The organism is Haladaptatus sp. W1, assembly GCF_001723155.1.
Taxonomy (GTDB): domain Archaea; phylum Halobacteriota; class Halobacteria; order Halobacteriales; family Haladaptataceae; genus Haladaptatus; species Haladaptatus paucihalophilus.
Window position 1 is genome coordinate 1 of record NZ_MEIH01000375.1, and the last position, 23,061, is coordinate 23,061.

The 23,061-nt window shown below is 60.6% G+C and carries 22 protein-coding genes, 1 tRNA gene and 1 pseudogene; 14 read left to right on the plus strand and 10 right to left on the minus strand.

Going from position 1 to position 23,061, the window contains the following annotated elements:
- Window positions 1-211: 211 nt before the first annotated feature.
- Window positions 212-1,430 (minus strand): annotated as a pseudogene (locus tag BG842_RS22775) (proteasome-activating nucleotidase).
- Between the two features lie 143 nt (window positions 1,431-1,573).
- On the opposite strand from BG842_RS22775, the gene BG842_RS22780 reads away from it, so the two are divergent.
- On the plus strand, window positions 1,574-1,846 hold the full coding sequence (locus tag BG842_RS22780; protein WP_026177718.1) for a helix-turn-helix domain-containing protein: 273 nt from the start codon (window positions 1,574-1,576) through the stop codon (window positions 1,844-1,846).
- A gap of 155 nt (window positions 1,847-2,001) precedes the next feature.
- Here the strand turns inward: BG842_RS22780 and BG842_RS22785 are convergent, their stop codons facing one another.
- Together BG842_RS22785 and BG842_RS22790 are read right to left on the minus strand one after the other, a co-directional pair.
- Window positions 2,002-3,078 carry an SDR family oxidoreductase gene (locus tag BG842_RS22785; protein ID WP_069452593.1) on the minus strand — a complete coding sequence of 359 codons (1,077 nt, stop codon included), beginning with the start codon at window positions 3,076-3,078 and terminating at the stop codon, window positions 2,002-2,004.
- Window positions 3,079-4,641 (minus strand): succinic semialdehyde dehydrogenase, encoded by a 1,563-nt coding sequence (locus tag BG842_RS22790; RefSeq protein WP_069452594.1) that lies wholly within the window; start codon window positions 4,639-4,641, stop codon window positions 3,079-3,081. It abuts the gene before it with no gap.
- Window positions 4,642-4,702: 61 nt separating this feature from the next.
- Between BG842_RS22790 and mre11 the strand changes: the two genes are divergently transcribed.
- Together mre11 and rad50 are read left to right on the plus strand one after the other, a co-directional pair.
- Window positions 4,703-6,145, plus strand: a complete 1,443-nt coding sequence (mre11, locus tag BG842_RS22795; RefSeq protein WP_069452595.1) for a DNA double-strand break repair protein Mre11 — start codon at window positions 4,703-4,705, stop codon at window positions 6,143-6,145.
- A complete protein-coding gene (gene rad50 / locus BG842_RS22800; RefSeq protein WP_069452596.1) occupies window positions 6,142-8,808 on the plus strand; it encodes a DNA double-strand break repair ATPase Rad50 in 2,667 nt (888 codons plus the stop codon). The genes mre11 and rad50 overlap by 4 nt, the downstream gene beginning before the upstream one ends.
- On the opposite strand, the gene BG842_RS22805 is transcribed toward rad50, so the two are convergent.
- The 3 genes from BG842_RS22805 to BG842_RS22815 all read right to left on the minus strand — a co-directional run bounded on the left by BG842_RS22805 (window position 8,785) and on the right by BG842_RS22815 (window position 9,862).
- Window positions 8,785-9,219 (minus strand): hypothetical protein, encoded by a 435-nt coding sequence (locus tag BG842_RS22805; RefSeq protein WP_069452597.1) that lies wholly within the window; start codon window positions 9,217-9,219, stop codon window positions 8,785-8,787. The two genes, rad50 and BG842_RS22805, sit on opposite strands and share 24 nt — an antisense overlap.
- A 25-nt stretch (window positions 9,220-9,244) precedes the next feature.
- A complete protein-coding gene (locus tag BG842_RS22810; RefSeq protein ID WP_069452598.1) occupies window positions 9,245-9,580 on the minus strand; it encodes a hypothetical protein in 336 nt (111 codons plus the stop codon).
- 96 nt (window positions 9,581-9,676) lie between these two features.
- Window positions 9,677-9,862, minus strand: coding sequence for a hypothetical protein (locus tag BG842_RS22815; RefSeq protein WP_007982767.1), 186 nt, complete (start codon window positions 9,860-9,862; stop codon window positions 9,677-9,679).
- A gap of 108 nt (window positions 9,863-9,970) precedes the next feature.
- On the opposite strand from BG842_RS22815, the gene BG842_RS22820 reads away from it, so the two are divergent.
- The 9 genes from BG842_RS22820 (at window position 9,971) to BG842_RS22860 (ending at window position 18,771) form a co-directional block, all read left to right on the plus strand.
- On the plus strand, window positions 9,971-12,652 hold the full coding sequence (locus BG842_RS22820) for a DNA-directed DNA polymerase (RefSeq protein ID WP_069452599.1): 2,682 nt from the start codon (window positions 9,971-9,973) through the stop codon (window positions 12,650-12,652).
- A 162-nt stretch (window positions 12,653-12,814) separates the two neighbouring features.
- Window positions 12,815-13,720, plus strand: a complete 906-nt coding sequence (locus tag BG842_RS22825) for an ABC transporter ATP-binding protein (protein WP_069452600.1) — start codon at window positions 12,815-12,817, stop codon at window positions 13,718-13,720.
- A gap of 9 nt (window positions 13,721-13,729) precedes the next feature.
- Window positions 13,730-15,160: a Fe-S cluster assembly protein SufB gene (sufB, locus tag BG842_RS22830; protein ID WP_007982761.1), complete on the plus strand. Its 1,431-nt coding sequence runs from the start codon at window positions 13,730-13,732 to the stop codon at window positions 15,158-15,160.
- Complete coding sequence (sufD, locus tag BG842_RS22835) at window positions 15,157-16,365, plus strand: Fe-S cluster assembly protein SufD (RefSeq protein WP_069452601.1); 1,209 nt, start codon at window positions 15,157-15,159, stop codon at window positions 16,363-16,365. Before sufB ends, sufD begins: the two co-directional genes overlap by 4 nt.
- 72 nt (window positions 16,366-16,437) lie before the next feature.
- Complete coding sequence (locus BG842_RS22840; protein WP_069452602.1) at window positions 16,438-16,938, plus strand: rubrerythrin; 501 nt, start codon at window positions 16,438-16,440, stop codon at window positions 16,936-16,938.
- Window positions 16,935-17,363 carry a metal-dependent transcriptional regulator gene (locus tag BG842_RS22845; protein WP_069452603.1) on the plus strand — a complete coding sequence of 143 codons (429 nt, stop codon included), beginning with the start codon at window positions 16,935-16,937 and terminating at the stop codon, window positions 17,361-17,363. Before BG842_RS22840 ends, BG842_RS22845 begins: the two co-directional genes overlap by 4 nt.
- Window positions 17,364-17,640: 277 nt before the next feature.
- Window positions 17,641-17,742 (plus strand) — tRNA-Gln (locus BG842_RS22850).
- A gap of 325 nt (window positions 17,743-18,067) precedes the next feature.
- Window positions 18,068-18,343 (plus strand): AbrB/MazE/SpoVT family DNA-binding domain-containing protein, encoded by a 276-nt coding sequence (locus BG842_RS22855; RefSeq protein ID WP_069452604.1) that lies wholly within the window; start codon window positions 18,068-18,070, stop codon window positions 18,341-18,343.
- Window positions 18,343-18,771, plus strand: coding sequence for a type II toxin-antitoxin system VapC family toxin (locus BG842_RS22860; RefSeq protein ID WP_069452605.1), 429 nt, complete (start codon window positions 18,343-18,345; stop codon window positions 18,769-18,771). Before BG842_RS22855 ends, BG842_RS22860 begins: the two co-directional genes overlap by 1 nt.
- A 265-nt stretch (window positions 18,772-19,036) precedes the next feature.
- On the opposite strand, the gene BG842_RS22865 is transcribed toward BG842_RS22860, so the two are convergent.
- Together BG842_RS22865 and BG842_RS22870 are read right to left on the minus strand one after the other, a co-directional pair.
- Complete coding sequence (locus tag BG842_RS22865; protein WP_069452606.1) at window positions 19,037-19,660, minus strand: PEGA domain-containing protein; 624 nt, start codon at window positions 19,658-19,660, stop codon at window positions 19,037-19,039.
- 142 nt (window positions 19,661-19,802) lie between these two features.
- Complete coding sequence (locus BG842_RS22870; RefSeq protein WP_069452607.1) at window positions 19,803-20,063, minus strand: DUF202 domain-containing protein; 261 nt, start codon at window positions 20,061-20,063, stop codon at window positions 19,803-19,805.
- A gap of 209 nt (window positions 20,064-20,272) precedes the next feature.
- On the opposite strand from BG842_RS22870, the gene BG842_RS22875 reads away from it, so the two are divergent.
- Window positions 20,273-20,488, plus strand: coding sequence for a hypothetical protein (locus BG842_RS22875; RefSeq protein ID WP_007982748.1), 216 nt, complete (start codon window positions 20,273-20,275; stop codon window positions 20,486-20,488).
- A 32-nt stretch (window positions 20,489-20,520) separates the two neighbouring features.
- On the opposite strand, the gene BG842_RS22880 is transcribed toward BG842_RS22875, so the two are convergent.
- Window positions 20,521-20,949, minus strand: coding sequence for a hypothetical protein (locus BG842_RS22880; protein WP_254663410.1), 429 nt, complete (start codon window positions 20,947-20,949; stop codon window positions 20,521-20,523).
- Window positions 20,950-21,117: 168 nt separating this feature from the next.
- Here BG842_RS22880 and BG842_RS22885 point away from each other — a divergent pair, with 168 nt between their 5' ends.
- Window positions 21,118-22,143, plus strand: a complete 1,026-nt coding sequence (locus BG842_RS22885; RefSeq protein WP_069452609.1) for a metallophosphoesterase — start codon at window positions 21,118-21,120, stop codon at window positions 22,141-22,143.
- Between the two features lie 25 nt (window positions 22,144-22,168).
- On the opposite strand, the gene BG842_RS22890 is transcribed toward BG842_RS22885, so the two are convergent.
- Complete coding sequence (locus tag BG842_RS22890) at window positions 22,169-22,891, minus strand: alanyl-tRNA editing protein (protein WP_083252716.1); 723 nt, start codon at window positions 22,889-22,891, stop codon at window positions 22,169-22,171.
- Between the last annotated feature and the right edge of the window lie 170 nt (window positions 22,892-23,061).

Genomic DNA, 23,061 nt, shown 5'->3' on the forward strand with positions numbered 1-23,061 from the left:
TCGGCTCGTACCTGCTCATTCTCGTGTCGATGACGATACTGCTGTTCGGCGTTCCCTACGCACTTTTTACGGCGCTGGTGTAAATTGGGGTTCCTCGACGAGCGTTGTGACTCCGGAGCTGACGAGCGCGACGAAAACGAAATGAGAAAAACCGAACCGCAACTGTGTTACAGGAAGCTTTGAGTCCGGAGACCGGAGGAGGCTGACCGACTCAGGCGAACGTCTTGGACACTTCGTCGTTCTCTTCTTCTTCTTGCTCTATCTTCTCCCGGGCGTCAACGAAGTCCTGCATCCTGATTTCGGTGCGGTCGTCGCGGATGGCGAACATCCCGGCCTCGGTACAGATGGCCTTGATATCGGCACCGCTTGCGTCGCCCGTCTCGACGGCGAGTTGTTCGTAGTCCACGTCGTCCGCGATGTTCATGTCGCGGGTGTGGATGCGGAAAATCTGTTCGCGGCCTTCCTCGCCGGGGTTCGGGACTTCGATGAGGCGGTCGAAGCGGCCCGGGCGAAGGATGGCGCGGTCGAGCATATCGAAGCGGTTGGTCGCCGCGATGATGCGGATTTCGCCGCGGTCCTCGAAGCCGTCCATCTCAGAGAGCAACTGCATCATCGTGCGCTGGACCTCGGCGTCACCGGACGTCTTCGAGTCGGTACGCTTCGACGCGATGGCGTCGATTTCGTCGATGAACAGCACGGCGGGTTCGTGCTGTCGGGCGACTTCGAAGAGGTCGCGGACGAGTTTCGCGCCCTCGCCGATGAACTTGTGGACGAGTTCGGACCCAGCCATCTTGATGAACGTGGCGTCGGTCTGGTTGGCGACAGCCTTCGCCAGCATCGTCTTCCCGGTTCCCGGCGGGCCGTAGAGGAGGACGCCGCTCGGCGGCTCGATACCGACCTTTTGGAACATGTCGGGATTTTCGAGCGGCAGTTCGACCGTCTCGCGGACCTCGTTCATTCTGCTCTTCAAGTCCGCCGATGTCCTCGTAGGTCACTTCGGGGCTCTTCGTGACTTGCATCACGCGAGCGCGAACGTCGGTTTCGTCGTCCAGCGTCTTCACGATAGAGAGGGAGTTATTCACGGCGACGCGCGCGTCGGGGTCGAGTTCCTCGCGCATCTCCTCGGTCACTTCCGTGACTGCCTCTTGGTTGTTGCCGTGCTGTTTGATGATAACGCCTTCGTCGGTAATCTCCTGTACCGTGGCGACGAACAACGGCGACTGCTTCAGCTTCTTGTTCTCGTGGGTGAGCCGTTCGAGTTTCTGCTGATACTTGTTGTTCTCTGCGTTCGCATCGAGAAGCTTGTCCCGCATTTCCTCGTTCTGTGATTCGAGGACGTCGAGACGTTCTTGGAGAGCCTCTATTTGTTCCTGTTGGGACGTACTCTCCTCGTCGTAGGGGAGTTCTACGTCATCCACAGTATCGGTCATCAACTCGGGATAAGGGCCTGTATCTTAAGAGGCTTCGGGTGACCGACCTGTTGCTACACCGCAACCACACGTGGATTTTAATTCCTTACAGTAATAAGAACGAACAGGAAATATTATTACCCTGTATTCAAAACGGACATGTGATGAGCGCCCCAGAGCTTTCACGAACGACCGAAAACCGGCTGCAAGACGTGGATTCGACCGCGGCCATCCGCGACCTGCCGCCGAGCGCGAAGCTAGTCGCAAAGGTATTGGAGTACAACGAGACGATGACCCAGAGCGAACTCGCGGACGAGACGCTGCTCCCGCCGCGAACCGTCCGCTACGCGCTGACCCGTCTCGAAGACGAAAACCTCGTGGACTCGCGGTTTTCCTTCTCCGACGCCCGAAAACGCCTGTACACGCTCGACCTCTAACGTAGAGCGTCCGTCTCCGACTCCCGAGCGTTTATATCTCATGCCGCGGCCAACGACGGCCATCCGTGGCCATTTCGCTTTCCGCAATTCCCTCGCGTTCGTCTTCCGCCTCACCGAGGCGTGCCCTTTCTCCCCACTGTCTCACGCCGCCGCGCTCAGACCATCGCGTCGGGCGTGAGTTCCGGGTGTTCGCGGACGAAGGAGACCAGATTCCCGACGTAGGAACCGAACGCCGGACACTGAATCTCGCCACCGGTCGCGGTTTCGAGCGCGGCGACCGTGTTCTCACACGCATAGCTCGTCGGGTGGTCGAAGTAATCGAGCGTCGCGGGTTCGATCTCCAGTTCCGGGAACCGGGAGAGCACGCGCTTCAGCGCACCTTTCGGAGTCGGCACCCGAACGACCCGTTTTCCGGTCGCTCGACCGAAGGCGCGAAGCATCTCGTCCACGGTCAACGAGTTCGGATCACAGAGTTGGTAGACGTCCCCGACCGACTCGTCGAGTCGGCTCAGTTCGGCGATGGCATCGACCACGAAATTCCGCGGGACGACGTTGACCTCGTACGCCGTCGGGTCGCCGAGAACGGGTGCGACCGCCACGCCGGGTTGGCGCATGAGCCACCGAAGCAGGTAGTACGGGCCGTCGTACTTCTGTGTCTCGCCGGTTTCGCTGTCCCCGACGACGATTGCGGGCCGATAAATAGTCGCGGGCAATCCCGACTTCATTCGGTCCTGTACCGCGACCTCGGCGAGGTACTTCGTCGTCTCGTAGTAGTTGTTGAACCGCTGGCCCTCGACGAGGTGGTTCTCGGTGAACGTCCCGTCGTAGCGCCCGCTCACGTAGCACGTGCTCACGTACTGGAACCGCCGGAGGTTCTCACAGCCGTCTGCGAAGTCGAGGACGTTTTTCGTTCCCTCCACGTTGACGGCCATCCCGACCTCCCGACTCACCGCGAGGTCGTAGACCGCCGCGAGATGATAGACCGCTTCGGTGTCGGTCTGCAACGATTCGACCGCCTCGCCCAATTCGAGGTCGGCTTCCGTGATGTCCCCGCCCACGAGTTCGACCTCTCCGTCGGCCGCGTGTGCGCGTTCGATTTTCCGCGCTCGTCGCTCGGCGGTTCGCCGATATTTGGGCTGGACGAGGCAGGTGACGTCGCTGCCACGGGCGACCAGCCGCTCCGTCAAGGCGGACCCGAGAAATCCGGGGAAACCGGTGAGGAAGACGCTCATCTACCACCCCTCCTCGATTCGTTTGAACAGGCGCATCACGCCCGTCATCGCACGGGCGTACCACTTCGCCGGGACCCGGCGGGGCGAGGCGACCGAGGCGAACCGCTGTTCGGCGACCGTTTGCGACTCGGTGTACTTTCGAATCCCTTCCCGGCCGTGACGGCGACCGATTCCAGAGTCTTTCATCCCTCCCATCGGCGAATCGACGGACGCCCAAATCGCGTGGTACGGGTCGTTGATTCCGACCGTCCCGCAGTCGATTTGGCGAGCGACTTCCCATCCGCGGTCGGAGTCCGTCGTCCAGACGCTCGCGTTCAGACCGCGGTCGGAGTCGTTCGCCAGTGCGATTCCGTCCTCGTCGTACGAGAACCGGGAGACGGCGACCACCGGTCCGAACGTCTCCTCGCGCGCCACGGTCATTTCGTCGGTTACTCCCGTCAGAATCGTCGGCTCGAAGAAGTACGGTCCCACGTCGGGGCGGGCGTTCCCACCGACCACGGCCGTCGCGCCCTTGCTCACGGCGTCGTCAACGTGGTTCCGTACCTTCTCGAACTGCCGCTCGGAGACGAGCGACCCGACTTCGACGTCGTAGTCGAACGAGGATTCCATCGACAGTTCGCGCGTCCGCTCCACGAATCGAGGGAGAAACCGGTCGTATACGCCGTTCTGCACGTACAACCGCTCGAAGGAGAGACAGAGCTGTCCGGCGTTGGTGAAACAGCCCCGAATCGCACCCTCGACCGCGGCGCTCACGTCCGCGTCGTCGAGCACGAGCATGGGATTCTTTCCGCCGAGTTCGAGCGAACATTTCACGAGATTCTTGCCAGCGCGTTCCGCGACGGTTCGTCCCGTCTCGGTGCTGCCGGTGAAACTCACGAAATCCACGGCGTCGATGAGCGCCGGACCCACCTCGTCACCCCATCCGGTGACGACTCGAAAGGCGTCCTCCGGCAGTCCCGCTTCCCGGAGCAATTTCGCGGCGAGGAGCGCGGTAAACGGCGTCTCCTCGGCGGGTTTCAATACGACCGCGTTTCCGGCGAGGAGCGCGGGAATCGCGTCCGAGACGGCGAGCGTGAGGGGATAGTTCCACGGCGCGATGATGCCGACGACACCGACGGGCGTTCGGTACTCCATCGTCTTCGTGGCGAGTGGAATCGCCCCGTCCCGTCGCCGCGGCCGGAGGAATTCCTCGGCGCGAGCGGCGTAGTATCGCGCGTTGGTCGCAACGTCGAGAATCTCCTCGTAGCCGTCTCGTCTGGCCTTTCCGCTCTCGAGTACCATCACGTCGAGCAGTTCGTCCTGCCGGTCCAACACGAGGTCGTGGAATCGAGACAAGACGTCCGCCCGCCGCTCCATCGACCACGACGACCACTCCGTTTGGGCCGTTCGGGCACGCGAAACCGCCGCTGTCACGTCCCGCGGGACACACGCCGGTACGTCGCCGATTCTCTCCCCGGTGAACGGTGCCTCGACGGACATCGAGTCGTCGCTTTCCTCGGCGGAAACGGAACGGCCGAGGTCACCGAGCGTGTCGGGAGGTATGTGAGACGCCTGAAACGTCATGTCGATGTAAACGCGGCAGTCACGGAAACAATTTATGAGGTGGGAACTTATCGCTGAACCAATGACACGGGTGATTCACACGGGCGACACTCACATCGGGTATCGTCAGTATCATTCGCCCGAGCGACGGGACGATTTTCTTGCCGCCTTCGACCGAGTTGTCGAGGACGCCATCGAGGATGAGGTGGATGCGGTCGTCCACGCCGGCGACCTGTTCCACGACCGCCGACCCGGACTCGTGGACCTCCACGGGACGATTTCGGTCCTCCGGAAGCTTCGTCGGGCGGACATCCCGTTTCTCGCTATCGTCGGGAACCACGAGAGCACGCACGGTCAGCAGTGGCTCGACCTCTTCGAGACGCTGGGACTTGCGACGCGGCTCGGACCGTCTCCCGTTCTCGTCGGTGATACTGCCTTCTACGGCTTGGACCACGTACCGGTCTCGAAGCGCGACGACCTCGAATACGAGTTCGAGGCGCACGACGCCGAATCCGCCGCGCTCGTCGCACACGGCCTGTTTCAGCCGTTCGACTTCGGCGATTGGGACGCCGAACACGTGCTGACCGAGGCGTCGGTCGATTTCGACGCGATGTTGCTCGGCGACAACCACAAACCGGGCAAAGAGTGCGTCGCCGACGCGTGGGTGACGTATTGCGGTTCGACCGAGCGCGCGAGCGCGAGCGAGCGCGACGACCGGGGATACAACATCGTCCACTTCGAGGACGACGTGACCATTACGCGACGCGGAATCGAAACCCGTGATTTCGAGTTCGTCTCGGTCACGCTCGCCGAGGGGGACGGCATCGACTTCGTTCGGGAGGCGATTCGGGAACACGACGTGGACGAGTCGGTCGTCCTCGTCTCCATCGAAGGCGAGGGAACCGACGTGACGCCCGCCCGCGTCGAGGAGTTCGCGCTGGACGAGGGCGCGCTCGTCGCCCGCGTGACCGACCGGCGCGAAATCGAAACCGAATCCGAGAACCACTCGGTTTCGTTCGCCGACCCCGACGACGCCGTACGAAAACGCGTCCGGGAGATGGGACTCAGCGAGGCGGCGAACGAACTGGACGAACTCGTTCGCGCCAGCAAGGTCGCAGATTCGAACGTTCGGGATGCGGTCGAAGAGCACGTCGCAACGAGGATTTCGGAGGATACTGCCGCGTTCGACCCGGCGGAGGCCGACGCCCCCGACGAAGACGGGCCGGAGACGAGCGACACTGCGGCCGAGGAATCGGACGCCGAAACGGCCGAGTCGGACGCCGAGACGGTCTCGGTGTCGGTGCGTTCGGAACCGGCCGACGACACGGACGCCGAAGACGATTCGGCGGCGGAGTCGCCATCGGAGGATTCCTCCGCGGACGAGTCACAACCGGAGTCACCGCCCGCCGAGGCCGTGGCGGATTCCGACAGCGCCACCGACGATGCGAACACAGCTACCGACGAGTCTAGCGCCGCCACTGACGACGGTGCTGACGGACAGATATCGATGGAGGATTACCTGTGAAATTCGAGCGCGTTCGCCTTTCGAACTTCAAGTGCTACGAGGACGCGGATCTCGCACTCGAATCGGGTATCACCGTCATTCACGGACTCAACGGGAGCGGAAAATCCTCCCTGCTCGAAGCGTGCTTCTTCGCGCTGTACGGTGCACGGGCGCTCGACAGGACGCTCGAAGATGTCGTCACCATCGGTGCGGAGGACGCGGAGGTCGAACTCTGGTTCACCCATGCGGGCGGAAGCTACCACATCCACCGTCGGATTCGTGCGACGGGAGAGTCGGCCCAGACCGCCAAATGCGTCCTCGAAACGCCCGACGGAAGCATCGACGGTGCCCGCGACGTGCGCTCTCACATCGTCAATCTGTTTCGCATGGACGCGGAGGCGTTCGTCAACTGCGCCTACGTCCGGCAGGGCGAGGTGAACAAACTCATCAACGTCACCCCGGCACAGCGCCAAGACATGATAGACGACCTCCTCCAACTGGGGAAACTGGAGGAGTACCGGGAACGAGCGAGCGACGCCCGCCTCGGCGTCAAAAGCGTCCTTGACGACCGCCGCGGAAGCTACTCCGAACTCGAATCCCAAATCGAAGCGAAAGAGGAAAAGAACCTCCACGGGTTGTTGAACGACCTCGAATCGAAACGGAACGAGACTGAATCGGAGATAGAGCGGTTCGAAGGGAACCGCGACGAGGCACAGCAGACGCTCGAAGACGCGGAAGCCGTCCTCGAAACGTCGGAGGAGAAGCGGGCGGAACTGGACTCTCTCGAAACGGATATCGAGGCGCTTCAAGACGAGATAACCGAGACGGAACGCGAACGCGAGGAGTGTCGAAAGCGGGCGAGCGACGTTCGAGAGACTATCGTGGAACTGACCTCGAAGGTCGAAACGCTGCTCGACGAAACGGACCTCGAAAGCGCCGACGAGGAGGCCCTCGACTCCCGAATCGAAGCGCTCGATGCCGAGGACGAGTCGCTCGCGGAAACGCTCGAAGACCATCGCATGAAGGCCCAGATGTTCGACAACCAGGCGTCGAACCTCGGCGAGCGCGTGGCCGACCTCGAATCCCGGGCAGCGGAGAAACGAGAGCGGGCGAATCGACTCGATACCGAAGTCGAGGAGGCGACGGCGGAACTCGAAAACCGCCGCGAGAAATTAAGCGAAATCGACGACGAAATCGAGTCGTACCGCGAACGCTTCGCGGACGCGCCGGTCGAGTTCGGGGAGGCCGAAGACCATCTCGAATCGCTCCGTTCGGACCTCGAAGACTGCCGCGAGGAGGAGACGAACGTCCGTGCGAACCTTCGAACCGCGAAAGAGCAGGTGGCGGAGGCGGAACGCCTCCTCGACGCCGGGAAGTGCCCGGAATGTGGTCAACCGGTCGAGGAATCGCCGCACGTCGATACGATAGACGAAGACCGGGAGCGAGTGTCCGAACTGCAAGGGAACGTCGAAACCCTCCGTGAAAAACGGACGCGCCTCGAAGCGCGAATCGATGACGCTGATGACCTCCTCACCGCGGAAAACCGCGTTCGAGAGCGCCGGAACAACCGGAAGAACGTCGAACAATTGGTCGAGGACCGGGAGAGTGCGATTCGGGAGAAACGCGAGGAGGCCGAAACGCTTCGGGAAGAAGCGGAGACGCTCCAATCGGATGCGGCGGAGCGCAAGGAGTCGGCGGAGGAACTGGAGGAAAAAGCCGAAACGCAGCGGGAAGAGATAGAACGGCTGGAACGGGAGCGGGAGGCGGTGGCCGACCGTCGAACCCGAATCGAACGGATACAGACGGTACAGGAGAAGAAGGCGGACGCGGAGTCGGAACTCGACCGCCTCGCCGAAAAACGGAGTCATCTCGACGAGTTGAACGACCAGCGCCGCGAGAATCTCACGGATAAACGCGCGCGTCAGTCGGAACTCCGTGACGCATACGACGAGTCGGCGGTCGAGCGAGCCCGTGACAACAAACAGCGGGCGGAGAACTACCTCGAACAGGTTGCGGACAAACTATCGTCGCTACGCGAACAACGGGACGACCTCATCGACCGGATCGGGGCGGTTCGCGGGGAAATCGAGGAACTGGAGGAACTCCGTGACCGCCGCGACGATATCGAGGAACGGGTGTCCGCGCTGGAATCGCTGTACGACGAGGCCGCTGACCTCCAGTCGATGTACGGCGACCTCAGGGCGGAACTCCGTCAGCGAAACGTCGTGAGTCTGGAGCGGATGTTGAACGAGGTGTTCGACCTCATCTACCAGAACGACTCGTACGCCCGTATCGCGCTCGACGGGGAGTACCGACTCACGATTTACCAGAAGGACGGCGAACCGCTCGACCCCGAACAGCTGTCGGGCGGGGAGCGGGCGCTGTTCAACTTGAGCTTGCGGTGTGCGATTTATCGCCTGCTCGCGGAGGGAATCGAGGGGAGTGCGCCGATGCCACCGCTCATTCTGGACGAACCGACGGTGTTCCTCGATTCGGGCCACGTCTCGCAGTTGGTCGAACTCGTCGAGTCGATGCGAGAGTTGGGCGTCGAACAGATAATCGTCGTCAGCCACGACGACGAACTGGTCGGCGGCGCGGACAACCTCGTTCGCGTGGAGAAGGATTCGACGACGAACCGGTCGCACGTCGAACAGCGAGAATCACTGCTCGGCGTCGCCGACTAACGACGCCAGTCCGTCCTGAGCGGTATCGGTCAAGCCGTAGCCGCGTTCGCCCGCGACGGTTCGCTCTTCGATGAGACCAGCCGCGCGAAACTCCGCGAGCAACCCGTGCAGGTCGCTTTCACAGAGGTCGTACGCCGAGACGAGCGAGCGGGCGGGTAGGGGACCACGGTCGTAGAATTCGACCAACAGGCCGATCGAACGGTCGTTCGGCACGGCAGTGAGAATCCGTCTGACCGGCGGCGAAATCCGTCGTGCGGACGTTTCGAGCGGTGACTCGCCGCCCGCGGCATCGAGGCGGTCGTTTTCGACGTAGCGCTCCTCTCCTGTTCGCGGGTCGCGGACGAGGCTCGAATCGCTCGACCGCTTGACCAGCAGATGTCGTCGTCCCGATTCGTCGCGGACGGTTCGCATGGCTCGGGATAGCGGCGGCGAACGGTTAGTCCTTCTGGACGTTACGGTACCGACGATAGCCGCGGCCGAACGCGAAGAGACCGATGACAACGAGTCCGCCGCCGAACGTCCACTGGCTTCGGAACGCGACGAGCATGAGGCCGAGGCTGAGACAGAACAGGGCGATGTTGAAGAGAAGGACTTGCGACCAGAACTCCTTTTGCAGTTCCGGGTCGGCGTCCACCGTGCTGTAGTCACGTACCGACGGGGCGTCGACGTGGAGACGCTCCGACGGGTCGTCTACGGTCGGAATCATGTCGGCTTCCGGAGCGTCACCCGGGTCTTCGGAACCCTCATCGTCGTGACCGAATTTGTCGAACACCGTGGTCGTGGTTCGTGTGTAAACGGCAAAAGCGTTCGGAGTCGATGCAGGCGTTCGATTGAGACGCTCGATTCAAATATGATTGAGACGCTCGATTCAGATATGTTTCTCTAGCGTGACCGTGCTGGACGCCTTAAGCCAACCAAGGGGATTGTTGGCGTCGTAGAATACGACACCATCCTCCGTCTCATAGGCTTCGATCGAACTCATCGGTTCGTCGGGAACCGGGAGTTCGGTTTCTGCGCGGTCCAGCGTTCCGTCCTCTGTTGCACGGTCAGACATTGGCTTGACCTCACCCTGTGCTATGAGTTAACACATTAAATCTCTTTCCCCTTTCCCGACTGGCACAAACGGGAGGGTTTTTACCCGGAAGCGCCAAAAACAATCGACATGACTCAATCTGGGCTTGGTGACTTCGCGGGCGGGGAAGCGCGTCCCGCGGCAGAAGCCCACGCCGTTGCGGGGAACGAATCGACGACGGCGAACGTGGTGGACGCCGATACCGACTGGCTCCCCGAATCGCAAGGAACCATCGAGCTGGCGGTGACGCAAGTCGATTACACTATCGACGGCAGTGGTGACGAGGAGGAACCCATCATCCACGTCTTCGGACGGACGCCGGATGACGAACAGGAGCACGTCCAAGTCGTCGGCTTTCAACCGTACTTCTACGCACCGACGGAGACGCTGAACGATGGTAAACTGAACGACGGGCGGATTACGGGGTCCGAAGAGGGCTACGAGAGCATCCGCGGCGAGCAGTTGACCAAGATATTCGGACGGACGCCGCGGGATGTCGGTAACATCCGCGACGAGTTCGAACACTTCGAGGCCGACATTCTCTTCCCTAACCGCTTTCTCATCGACAAGGACATCAAAAGCGGGATTCGGCTTCCCGAGCGCCGCCGTGAGGACGGAGCTATCGTCGTGCAGGAGAACGAAGTCGAGGCGGCAGAGGTACAAGCGAACCTTCGCGTTCACACCTTCGACATCGAAGTCGACGACCGCTCCGGCTTTCCGGAGGACGGCGAGGAGCCGATCATCTGTCTCACGAGCCACGACTCCTACCGCGACGAGTACATCGCGTGGCTGTTCGACGCGCCGGATGGGGATGCGAACCTCCCTGCCGCACTCCCGGACTACGAACCGCTTCGGGACGGCTCGGATATCGACGTTCGAACGTTCGAGACGGAAGAGGAGATGCTGGCGGAGTTCCTCGACTACATCGACGACACCGACCCCGACGTACTGACAGGGTGGAACTTCGAGGACTTCGACGCGCCGTACTTCCTCGACCGACTCGAACGGTTGGCGGGACCGCACCACGACTACGACCTCGACTACAACCGACTCTCGCGCGTGAACGAAGTCTGGCGGAGCGACTGGGGCGGCCCGACGGTCAAGGGTCGCGTCGTCTTCGACCTGTTGTACGCGTACAAGCGGACTCAGTTCAGCGAGCTCGACTCCTATCGACTGGACGCGGTCGGCGAGACCGAACTCGGCGTCGGGAAGGAGCGCTACGCGGGCGATATCGGCGATTTGTGGGAGCAGAATCCGACGCGCCTGCTCGAATACAACGTCCGCGACGTGGAACTCTGCGTCGAACTCGATAGGAAGCAGGATATCGTCTCCTTCTGGCGGGAAGTCGCGTCGTTCGTCGGGTGTAAACTCGAAGACGCGACGACACCGGGCGACGCGGTGGACGTGTACGTCCTGCACAAGGCCCACGGGCAGTTCGCGCTTCCGTCGAAGGGCCAGTTCGAGGCGGAGGATTACGAGGGCGGCGCGGTGTTCGAACCGATTACCGGCGTCAAAGAGAACGTCACGGTGCTCGACCTGAAGTCGCTGTACCCGATGTGTATGGTGACGCTCAATCTGTCGCCCGAAACGTCGGTGAATCCCGACGAGTACGACGGTGACACGTACGTCGCGCCGAACGGGAGCCACTTCCGGAAAGAACCGGACGGAATCGTTCGGGAAATCATCAACGAGACGTTGAGCGAACGCGAGGAAAAGAAGGCGCTCCGGAACGAACACGACCCGAACAGCGCCGAGTACGAAATCTACGACCAACAGCAGGCAGCAGTGAAGGTCATCATGAACTCGCTCTACGGCGTGCTGGGATGGGAGCGGTTCCGCCTCTACGACAAGGAGATGGGCGCGGCCATCACCGCAACCGGCCGGGAAGTCATCGAGTTCACCGAAACCGCGGCGAACGAAATCGACTACGAGGTGGCGTACGGTGACACCGATTCCGTGATGCTCGAACTCGGTGGCGACATCGGGAAGGATGAGGCCATCGAGCAGTCCTTCGAAATCGAGGACCACATCAACGCCCGCTACGACGAGTTCGCCCGCGAGGAGCTGAACGCGAACGAACATCGCTTCCAAATCGAGTTCGAGAAACTGTACCGTCGCTTCTTCCAAGCGGGCAAGAAAAAGCGCTACGCTGGCTACATCGTCTGGAAGGAGGGCAAGGACGTAGACGACATCGACATCACGGGCTTCGAGTACAAGCGCTCGGATATCGCGCCCATCACGAAGGAGGTCCAGCGGGAAGTCATCGAGATGATCGTCACGGGGGAGGACTTGGACGACGTAAAAGAGTACGTCCACGACATCATCGAGGACTTTCAGGCCGGGAACGTCGATCTGAACGAAGTCGCCATCCCGGGCGGCATCGGGAAACGGCTCGACAACTACGACACCGACACGGCACAGGTGCGCGGCGCGAAGTACGCGAACCTCCTCCTCGGGACCAACTTCCAGCGCGGGAGCAAGCCGAAGCGCCTCTACCTGAAGAAGGTGCACCCGGCGTACTTCGAGACAATCGAGCGCGAAAAGGAGTTGGACGCTCGGCCGGACACGCTGTACGGCGAGTTCAAACACGAACAGGACGTCATCTGCTTCGAGTACGCCGACCAGATTCCCGAAGAGTTCGAAGTCGATTGGGACAAGATGCTCGATAAGACGCTCAAAGGACCCATCGAGCGGGTTCTGGAGGCGCTCGACATCTCGTGGGAGGAAGTGAAGACGGGCCAGCAACAGACCGGCCTCAGTAGCTTCATGTAATCACGCGGTTCGTTTTTAACTCATCACGCGGCTGTGAAGCGAACCACTCTCCCTTTCTATGTGGAAAACAATTTTTTTCTTTCCGAAAACCGATTGCACAGGAATGCGAAACGGTTATGGGACGACCTACCCTTGCTCCAAACGACTTAGGTGAACCTAACAATGGCAACGCTCGAACTGAAAAATCTCCACGCGGAGGTCGTGGAAGAAGGCGAAAAGATCCTCAACGGCGTCGATCTCGAAGTCGAATCCGGCGAGATTCACGCCCTGATGGGACCGAACGGCAGCGGAAAATCGACGACATCGAAAGTCATCGCGGGCCATCCCGCGTACGAAGTCACCGAGGGAGAGGTACTGCTTCACCTCGAAGAGGGTGATTTCGGCGACATCGAGATTCCGGAAGACAAGCGGACGTGGAATCTTCTCGAAATGGAACCGAACGAGCGCGCGGCGCTCGGTATCTTCCTCGCGTTCCAGTACCCCGCGGAAATCGAAGGCGTCACGATGTCCAACTTCCTCCGCACCGCGCTCAACGCGAAGCTCGAAGAGCGCGAAGACCTCTTTAGCGAGGAGGACGAAGCTGAGGAAGAAGAGGAAGAGTCCGGCTACGACACCAGCCCGATGGAAGGCCCGGCGGACGACGGCGAAGTCGGCGTCGCCGAGTTCCAGGAACTCCTCAAGGAGAAGATGGAACTCCTCGACATGGACGAGAAGTTCGCCATGCGCTACCTCAACGCCGGATTCTCCGGCGGTGAGAAAAAGCAGAACGAAGTGCTGCAGGCCGCCATCCTCGAACCGTCCATCGCGGTGCTTGACGAAATCGACTCCGGGCTGGACATCGACCGTCTGCAGGACGTATCGAAAGGAATCAACGCACTCCGCGACGAACAGGGAACTGGCATCCTCCAGATCACCCACTACCAGCGTATCCTCGACTACGTGGAACCCGACACGGTCCACATCATGCTCGACGGCGAAATCGTCAAGGAAGGCGGCCCGGAACTCGCCGAAGAACTCGAAGACAAGGGGTACGACTGGGTCCGCGACCAGGTCTACGAGACCGCATAAGGTGTTAGTATGAGTTCAGATCAGGATCACTTGAAAGAGACAGATACGGAAGAACGGTTCGAGTTCAAGAAAGAACAGCGGGCCGCGGTCAAGTCCGACAAGGGGTTGACCGAAGAGGTCGTCCGCCTCATCAGCGAGGACAAGGACGAACCCGAATGGATGCTCCAGCGGCGTCTCCGCGCACTGGAACACTACCAGAACATGCCCATGCCGACGGACTGGCCCGGCCAGCCCGACCTTTCGGGACTCGACGTCGAGGAGATCGTCCCCTACATCCGCCCCGACGTGGACAAGCGCGGCGGCGCGGACGACTGGGACGACCTCCCGGACGACATCAAGGACACCTTCGACAAACTCGGCATCCCGGAAGCGGAGCGCAACGCGCTCTCCGGCGTCGGTGCCCAGTACGAGTCCGAGGTCGTCTACCAGAACATGCAGGAGCAGTGGGAGGAAAAGGGCGTCATCTTCTGCAACATGGACGAGGCGGTCCAGGAGCACGAGGACCTCGTTCGAGAGTACTTCATGACGAAGTGCGTGCCCCCGAGCGACAACAAGTTCGCGGCGCTCCACGGCGCGGTCTGGTCCGGCGGGTCGTTCGTCTACGTCCCCGAGGGCGTGACCGTCCAGATGCCGGTGCAGGCGTACTTCCGCATGAACTCCGAGGGGATGGGGCAGTTCGAGCACACGCTCATCATCGCGGAAGAGGGTAGCGAAGTGCACTACATCGAGGGTTGTTCCGCTCCCAAGTACTCCGCGTTCAACCTCCACTCCGGCGGCGTCGAGGTGTTCGTCGGCGAGGACGCTCACGTCCAGTACTCGACCGTGCAGAACTGGTCGAAGAACACGTACAACCTCAACACCAAGCGCGCCATCGTCGAAGCCGGTGGCCGCATGGAGTGGGTCTCGGGAAGCATGGGGTCGAAATCCACCATGCTCTACCCGTGTTCCATCCTCAAGGGTCGCGGCGCGTCCGCGAACCAGATTTCCATCGCCTTCGCGGGCGAGGGCCAGGATATCGACACCGGCGCGAAGGTCTACCACAACGCGCCGAACACCAACTCGACCATCGAGTCGAAGTCCATCAGCAAGGACGGCGGCCGCACGAACTACCGCGGCCTCGTCCACATCAGCGAAGGCGCGGTGGACTCGTCCACGTCGGTCGAGTGTGACGCGCTGATGTTCGACAACGAGTCCACGTCGGACACCATGCCGTACATGGAGATCAACGAGAACCGCGTCAACGTCGCCCACGAGGCGACCGTTGGGAAGATCGGCGACGAGGACGTCTTCTACCTCCAGAGCCGCGGTCTCGACGACGACGACGCGAAGCAGATGATCGTGAGCGGGTTCATCGAGCCCATCACGGAGGAGTTGCCCATCGAGTACGCGGTCGAACTCAATCGCCTCATCGAACTCGAAATGGAGGGCAGCCTCGGATGAGCACGCAGGTACACAGCACCCTCTCGGAGGAGACCGTCCGCGAGATCTCGGGCGACCTCGACGAACCCGAATGGCTACTCGAAACCCGCCTTGACGCGCTCGATGCGCTCTCGGAGCTCGACATGCCCGACGTCATCCGAACGCCGGGTCGCGACTGGACGAACCTCGACGCACTCGATTACGAGAGCTTCGTCGACCCGCTGTCGGCAGCTGAGGAGAAAGAACGCGTCGAACCCGAAGGCGTCTCCGTCCTCTCGCTGTCCGACGCGTTGGACGAACACGAGGAAATCGTCGAGGAGTACTTCGGCTCGGTAATCGACCCGCAGGAGAACTACCTGACGGCGCTGTCGGCAGCGCTGTTCACGTCCGGCACCCTCGTCTACGTCCCCGAGGGCGTCGACGCGGAGGACGTGACGATTCGGACGACGATGCAGAGCCAGTCGCTCTTCAACTACACGCTCGTCGTCACCGAGAAATCGAGTTCGGTGACGATTCTGGAGCGCCAGGAGAGCGAGGAACTGGACGGCGAACGCTACTACAGCGGACTGGTCGAAATCGCGGCTGGCGAGAACAGCCACGTCCAGTACGGCTCCCTGCAGGACGTCGACGAGGAGACCTACACCTACACGCTGAAGCGCGGCACCGCCGCCGACCACGCCACCGTCAACTGGGTCGAGGGCAACATCGGCTCGCGGCTCACCAAGTCCTCCGTCGAGACGATGCTCGACGGCGAGGGCTCGGAGACGAAGACCGTCGGCGCGTTCTTCGGCCACGACGACCAGCACTTCGACGTCGCCGCTCGTGTCTGGCACAAGAACGAGCACACGACGGCGGACCTCGTGACCCGCGGCGTGCTCGACGACGAAGCGCGCTCGGTCTACGAGGGCGTCCAGGACGTCGGCAAGGAAGCGTGGGACACGAGTTCCTACCAGCGTGAGAACACGCTGATGCTCTCCGACCGGAGCGAGGCCGACGCGTCGCCGAAGCTCATCATCAACAACCACGACACCGAAGCCAGCCACTCCGCGACGGTCGGACAGGTCGACGAGGAAGACCTGTTCTACATGACTTCGCGCGGCGTGCCGGACGAACTGGCCAAGAACATGCTCGTGGAAGGGTTCTTCGTCCCCGTCTTGGACGAAGTGGAAGTCGAGGAACTCCGCGAGGACCTCGACGCGAAGATCGTCGAGCGCCTCGATTACTGACCTTTCCAGTCTGTTCTTTTTCGCGCGGTCACATCAGGGAGTGTTAAGTTTCCCCACCCCTTTTCCACAGCCATGAGTGTGAGTCAGCGCGTCTCGTCGGACCGCCAACTCGCGCGCTTGCTCCAAATCGGCGTTGTATTGGAGGAAGTCGTCGAGGCACGGGCCGCGCGCCATTTCGAAACCCTCCCCTCCGAAGAGCAAAACGAACTCCACGAGGACGTTCGTGACTTGCTCGACGAGGCACGCGAGGAGTCCGCCGAACACCGGGAACGTCTCGAATCGCTCATCGACGAACTCGATTCGGAGACGATTCCGTTCGAGGAAATCGAACTGTTGGTGGGCGAGCAGTACGCTCAAACAGCCCCGGACGACTTCGACGGCGTGCTCTACGACCAACTGCACGGCGAGGAGACGGCGTACAAGTTTTACGACGACCTCATCGTCGCCATCGAGGCGAGCGACACCGAGTTCGGCGTCGAACGCGAGCGGTTGCTCGAAACGCTCTCCGCGATTCGAGCGGAGGAAGCGGCGGGCGTCGAAGAAGTCGCGGACCTGATGGAGGCCAGCAAATGAACACAGCAGATCAATACCTGAAAGCGATCTACCTCGTCCAGCGAATCAATGACGGCCCGGCGGCGACCGGTGCCCTCGCGGACCGGCTCGGCGTGAGTCCCGCCAGCGTCAACGAGATGGTCGGCAAACTCCAAGAGCGCGGGCTGGTCGAACACGAGAAGTACCGCGGCGCGACCCTCACCGAGGAAGGTGAAACGCGCGCCAGCGACGCCCTTCAGACCTACTGTATCTTGGAGCGCTTCCTCGCCAACGTCCTCGAAGTGGACGACTTCCGAACCGAGGCGAAACAGCTGGAAAGCGTCATCGACGAAACCGTTGCGAACCGACTGGACACCATCATCGACCGCGAACCACAGTGTCCGGACTGCTTCTACGCCGACGAGGACATGTGTGAGCATCTGGTCGAAGACGGATTCGCGGACTGAGCGCAGGCTATCGAATTTCACGACGAAGCACATGCGTTACGTTCAAGTAGCCACCCGAATTACGTGACGACGTAGCCTTCATACGAGAGGGCAACTACGCTCTGCAGTCCCGGGGTGTCTCGCCGAACGAAGTGAGGCGAGGCTCGGAAGCTGTTCCGGCTTCCGGTGGTGAGCAGTTTCTTCGAAACTGCGAATCACACGGGATGAGCAGTCCCGTGGTGGTGAGCAAATCCATCGGATTTGCGAGGTACACGGGACAAGCGAACGGAGTGAGTGAAGTCCCGTGGTGTAGCGGCCAATCATAATGGCCTTTGGACGTGACTGGTGTTCCAGTTGCGGAAGACAGCCATTGACGGCGGTTCGAATCCGCCCGGGACTATAAGAAATTTTACACTAACCCTTCCGAGATACAGTGGCTTCTCTCGCGGAGGTGGTGCTGCATGAGTCGCACTTATCCACGGTGCGGCGAACGGATCACGTGGACGATAGTGAGCGGTCCGAGTACTGCTCACGTCCACCCGTGCGGCTGTACCGTTGCTCCTGACCAGCTACAAGGAAGTGAGGAGTGATGTCCGGAACGCTGTGTTCGACCTGCGGAGAGCTATCTTCGTGTTGCTATCGGTGTTCGGAATGTGGTGCGGATCTCGCTCGAATCCGGCACATGTGGCGCAACATGTATTGCTGGAGAATACGTAAATCGAAGTATGGCTACCAATGACAGCTCCGACGAAACCAAGGTAACGGAACGCGGATTGGTGACCATTCCTGCGGAGATTCGCCATCGGCTGGATATTGAACCGGGTGACAAACTCCGGTGGGGAACCACCGAGAGTGGGGACCTCACGGTGGAGGTCGTCCGGCAACGTTCTGGGGCCTTCGACGACGCTCCAACCGCTGACTTAGGTGGCGATAGTCTCGAAACCCACGACATGGCTGGGAACGAGCGCAATCTATCCAATGAATCTCCGGAGCGTGAGTAATGGCGGTCGCCGTCATCGATACGAACGTTCTTCTCGATTTCCGTGACGAAGCAAGCATCCGACACGAGCAGGCGCAAGAAATCGTCTCGGCCATGGATCACGGTGAACTCCCAACTGGACGGGTAACGAACTACGTCGTTCTCGAAACGCTCAACTGGCTTCACGAGCGCCACCGACATGATTTTGCCGTCGATACGTTCAATCGTCTCTCTTCCTCTTCGGGATTCGAAATCGTACAGAGTGCGCAGAAAGATTTCCACCGAGCGGTTGAACTGTTTGAGCAGTACGAAGGTCTCTCATTTGGTGACGCCACAATCGCGGCGTATATGCACCGTGAAGAAATCGAGTATCTGTATAGCTTCGACGGCGATTTTGATGCGGTGGACGAAATCACTCGACTCACTACCGCTTCGAACCCATCTCGGTAGCTCGTCCTTACTGGTCGTTGACAACGAATTCTGACCGTACTTCGTATCGTACCGTTACTTTGGATGTACTCAGTACTTCAGCGAGATCTTCAGTCATGTTGGGATGGTCCGCGGTACGTTCGAGGTTTTTCACCATTCGGCGGTAAACGTAGGTGTCCGAAACCACCAGACATCTACTGAAGTTCTAAGAACCAACTACTTCCAACCGCCATCGAACGTTCACGTAGCCAATTCACAAAAAACCGCAACAATCCGCAAAACGTTCTCACTTCGAACTGTACTGTATCGTCCCGGTCCACTTGCCGTAGATGTCGTCGGACTGCTTGTCCGCGTCGAGGAGGTAGACCGTGATGTTAAGCGTGCCGTCGTCGAACTGGTCGAAAGCACCCTGTTCGATTTCGACGGTGTAGGTTCCCGGGTCGTGCTGGAAGCGGACGTTGGTCCGGCCGACGTTTTTACCGTTGATTTGGACGAGGAAGTACGGGTCGCCGTCCACGAGCGGTTCGGGGTCGACGTTGGGGAGGCTGGTGTTCGCGGTGACTTCGACGTTGAAGTTGGAGTAGCCGTTTCCGCTCTTGGCTTTCACCTTGTCGACGAGCGTGACGCTCTTCATGCGATTCTCCTGATTGGTGTCCCGCTTGTCGTCGAGCGGCGTGTGCGGTTCTTTGGGCGGTGACCACGACTCCATCGTGGTGGTGGTCGTGGTTGTGGTGGTCGTCGCGTCCGTCGTCGTCGCGCCGCTCGCTGTCGTCGCCGTGGACGCACTCGTCGATGTCGGTGCGTCCGTCGTCGTGGTGGTGGTCGTCGTATCGGACCCGCCGAGTCCGGCGCAACCGGCGAGGAGGACGGCGAGCACGAGGACGACCGCTGTAGATCGATGACGATTCATAGTTGTATGTGTGTGACTATTTTCGTGAGAGCCCAAAAATCCTTTTACCGGTTTCAAGACTCTATTTCCTCGTATCAAGCCGTCCCCCATTGAGGGTAACGTGGGAATACCTCCGAGAGGGGCAAGGGCAGCACGGACGTGTTCAATCGCGCTCCAGCGGTTCTTCGATTTCCGCGAGGACGGTACGAATGCGCCGATTACTCCGCGCATACGAAATCCAACCACCGAGAAAGAAGAGCATACCGACGGCGATGGCGATGCTCCCGAGTTCGGTCGCAAAATCCTTGTCGCTGAAAAAACCGACGATGACGGTTCCGAAGATGAACATGGAGATGCCCGTTCTGATATGTGCCAGTATCGTCCGTTCGCGGGCGAGGTGTGTCTGTTCTCGCACGAGCCGCATCGACCGCCTCGATTGGTGCTTCGAGTCGTCTGCTGTCATATCGCTTTCCTTGGACTCGAACGACAATACGTCGATTGGCAATGAGACGTTCTGAGGCGTCGCCGACTATCGAGAAGCGTCCGCTGTACGTTCTCAGTCGGCGACAAATAGAAACAAGACATATATCCTCGCGCTACTTCTGCAATATCTACCATCAGATGAATAATATTATGCAGTACGAACAAAAGGGGCGATACGAAATGTCGGTCACGGACGCGAGCTTCGAGGAGGACGGGTCGTTGTGCCTCTCGCTGCAGTTCGGACCACACGTACGGCCGCCGGTCGATAGACTGCTCACGACGGGATACGTCAAACTCAGCGTGTACGACGAGGGTGAGTTCACGGAGGATGGGACGCTGACGTTGTACGGTCGCTCACAGCGGTGAGAGTCGAGGACGCGAAAAATGAAGCCTGAAATTCAGAGTCGGTCTCGACCGTTACCGCCCGAGGTGAACCGACGCATGTCCGTTTGCCGAATTACTCGTGCGACAGGTCGGAGATACCGACGAATGTCGAACCCGGTCCGTTGGTCCGCTTCTCGGTCCCGAGAATGGGTCGTTCGAGACGAATCCGAGCGGTTCACGAGCCGTTTGGCCTTCCGTTGGATTTCAGGCGAAATGAGCGGTTCTTCCGGTGAAATGAGCCGCGAGAGCACCGCACAGATGGCGGCGATGACTACGAAATAGTAGCCGAACGTGGTCAGTATGTTCGCCGAAAAGAACGCCACGTAGATACCGTTGATGAAGAAAAACAGTCCCACTAGTTGCAAACCCCTATTGAGATAGGAGGACGACGAACTCGTCGTCGTCGTTGATGTTCCGATTCCTTGGAGGCTTCTCGTACTCATCCTCACTTATCCTTTCGACGTGCGACGTAATGAAAGTCAGTCAGACACGTGTGTCGAACGTGATGTGACCGAACGCGTACCATTCCACCTGTCCCCTATATATTTTATGGGTCTAGCTATATATTGTGTGCGCTAGATTTATATCTCCTCCAGAAGACCGTACGCTTGATGATCGAAGACGGGACAGCGGCGGGACTTCGGAACGAGTCCCATCCAACCGAGGCCGTCAGCGAATCACCTTCCGAGAACGCGGATGCGGGTCCCCTTTTCGCCCGATTTTCCCATCCACGGAGCGCGACCCGGACGACGGTCGCCGTCGTCTCCGACGCCCACGTTTCGACCGAAAAGCGCGGCACGTGGAAAGTGTTCCATCGTACTCGAGACCGTCTCGAAACCGTCATCGCGGACGCGAACGCCCGCGAAGTGGATGCGGTCGTGTTCGCGGGCGACCTCACCGAGGACGGGTCCGTCGCCGACTTCGAAACCGTCCGGTCGCTCCTGTCCGACCTCGACGCACCCCACGTCGCCGTGCCGGGCAACCACGACGTTCCGAAGTCCTTCGACAGCCACGAGACGCCGCCGCTCTCGTCGTTCGAATCGGCGTTCACGCCCGACGGGTTCCCCTTCCACGAACGGGTCGGCGGCGTGGACGTCATCGGACTGAACAGCGCTTCGACGCCCGACGGGACGCTTTCCGACTGCCACGACGGCCGTATCTCCGCCGACCAACTCGCGTGGCTGGACGACACGCTTCCGAAGACGGACGCGCCCATCGTCGTCTCCCATCACAACCTTCCGGGACTGCGTGACGAGACGGACGCGCACTCGTGGCGCTCGTCGTTCCCGATTCGAAACGCGACGGACGTGGCCGACGTCCTCTCCGAACACGACGTTCCGCTGCACGTCTCCGGACACTTACACGTCCCCGCAATCGCCGAGACGAGGGGCGTACGGGAACTCGTCGCGCCGTCGTTGTGTTCATTCCCGCAGGCGTACCTCCTGTTCGAAATCGGCCCGCTCGGAACGGCGGTTCGCTTCGTCCCGACCGCCGACCCGGCGGGAACGAGGGAGGCCTACATGCACGCCAAAAAGGACTCCGCTCGAAGCGACGCGCTCGCGGAGATGACGCTCGACCGACTCGCGTCCCTTCCGCTCGAAGACGAGCCGTTGTTGGTTACGAATCGGTCCGCTTAGGCGGCGGCTTTTCGGACGGACGACCCTATTCGAGGACGAATTTCAGTCGTTCCTCGTCGCTTCCCTTCGTCTCTCGACCCGTAATCCGGAACGCGCCGAGTTCGTCGGTTCGTTCGACGTGCGTCCCCGCACAGGCGGTTCGGTCGGTGCCTTCGATTTCCACGATGCGAATTCGTCGGATGCTTTCTGGAAGGAGGTGAATCCGCGTCCGTTCCGGGTCGAGGGACGCCTCGGCCTCGTCGCGGTCCATCTCGTACCAGTTGACGGCCAATCCCGCGTCGATGCGGTCGTTCATCACCGATTCGATGCGGGCGAACTCCTCGTCGGTGAACCGCTCGTAACCACAGTCGATGCGGGCGCGGTCTTCGTACAACTGATTGCCCGTCGTTTGCGCGTCGTACTCCTCCAGCAACACCGCGGAGAGCAGGTGTTGGGCGGTGTGATACCGCATGTGGGCGTAGCGTCGCTCCCAGTCGATCCGTCCGATGACGGTCGTCCCTTCCTCGGGTGGCGTCCCGCCGAGCGTGTGGTAGATGGTGTCTTTCTTCTGTACGTCGGTGACCCCCCACGTCTCGTCCCCGGATTCGAGCACGCCGGTATCGAAGGGTTGGCCGCCGCCTTCGGGGTAGAACAGGGTTCGGTCGAGCACGACGCGGTTACCCGTAACGCGTTCGACCGCGGCCTCGAATTCCCGCTCGCTCGTCGCGTCGAGATACAACGCTTCGGTCATACACGTCGAATAGAGCACCCGTCACTTAATCACCTCGTCGTAACGCTAAAGAGCGAATCGTGCGTTTGTATCAGTAATGAGTACGAACGCTGAACAATGGAGGGAGTTTTGTGGGTGTCGAAATTAAAGGTTCTCCCGTCTCCCAATCGGAATTCGAGGACATGAAGACGTTTGTTTACGAGTATCTC

Bases quoted from the DNA above. Each gene is read 5' to 3' on its own strand.
- BG842_RS22870 (WP_069452607.1), bottom strand. From the start codon at position 20,063: ATGCGGCTCGTGCGAGAACAGACACACCTCGCCCGCGAACGGACGATA.
- BG842_RS22820 (WP_069452599.1), top strand. From the start codon at position 9,971: ATGACTCAATCTGGGCTTGGTGACTTCGCGGGCGGGGAAGCGCGTCCC.
- sufD (WP_069452601.1), top strand. From the start codon at position 15,157: ATGAGCACGCAGGTACACAGCACCCTCTCGGAGGAGACCGTCCGCGAG.
- mre11 (WP_069452595.1), top strand. From the start codon at position 4,703: ATGACACGGGTGATTCACACGGGCGACACTCACATCGGGTATCGTCAG.
- BG842_RS22880 (WP_254663410.1), bottom strand. From the start codon at position 20,949: ATGAGTACGAGAAGCCTCCAAGGAATCGGAACATCAACGACGACGACG.
- sufB (WP_007982761.1), top strand. From the start codon at position 13,730: ATGAGTTCAGATCAGGATCACTTGAAAGAGACAGATACGGAAGAACGG.
- BG842_RS22785 (WP_069452593.1), bottom strand. From the start codon at position 3,078: ATGAGCGTCTTCCTCACCGGTTTCCCCGGATTTCTCGGGTCCGCCTTG.
- BG842_RS22860 (WP_069452605.1), top strand. From the start codon at position 18,343: ATGGCGGTCGCCGTCATCGATACGAACGTTCTTCTCGATTTCCGTGAC.
- BG842_RS22790 (WP_069452594.1), bottom strand. From the start codon at position 4,641: ATGACGTTTCAGGCGTCTCACATACCTCCCGACACGCTCGGTGACCTC.
- BG842_RS22845 (WP_069452603.1), top strand. From the start codon at position 16,935: ATGAACACAGCAGATCAATACCTGAAAGCGATCTACCTCGTCCAGCGA.
- BG842_RS22780 (WP_026177718.1), top strand. From the start codon at position 1,574: ATGAGCGCCCCAGAGCTTTCACGAACGACCGAAAACCGGCTGCAAGAC.
- BG842_RS22825 (WP_069452600.1), top strand. From the start codon at position 12,815: ATGGCAACGCTCGAACTGAAAAATCTCCACGCGGAGGTCGTGGAAGAA.
- BG842_RS22840 (WP_069452602.1), top strand. From the start codon at position 16,438: ATGAGTGTGAGTCAGCGCGTCTCGTCGGACCGCCAACTCGCGCGCTTG.
- BG842_RS22815 (WP_007982767.1), bottom strand. From the start codon at position 9,862: ATGTCTGACCGTGCAACAGAGGACGGAACGCTGGACCGCGCAGAAACC.
- BG842_RS22805 (WP_069452597.1), bottom strand. From the start codon at position 9,219: ATGCGAACCGTCCGCGACGAATCGGGACGACGACATCTGCTGGTCAAG.
- BG842_RS22855 (WP_069452604.1), top strand. From the start codon at position 18,068: ATGGCTACCAATGACAGCTCCGACGAAACCAAGGTAACGGAACGCGGA.
- BG842_RS22865 (WP_069452606.1), bottom strand. From the start codon at position 19,660: ATGAATCGTCATCGATCTACAGCGGTCGTCCTCGTGCTCGCCGTCCTC.
- BG842_RS22875 (WP_007982748.1), top strand. From the start codon at position 20,273: ATGCAGTACGAACAAAAGGGGCGATACGAAATGTCGGTCACGGACGCG.
- BG842_RS22885 (WP_069452609.1), top strand. From the start codon at position 21,118: ATGATCGAAGACGGGACAGCGGCGGGACTTCGGAACGAGTCCCATCCA.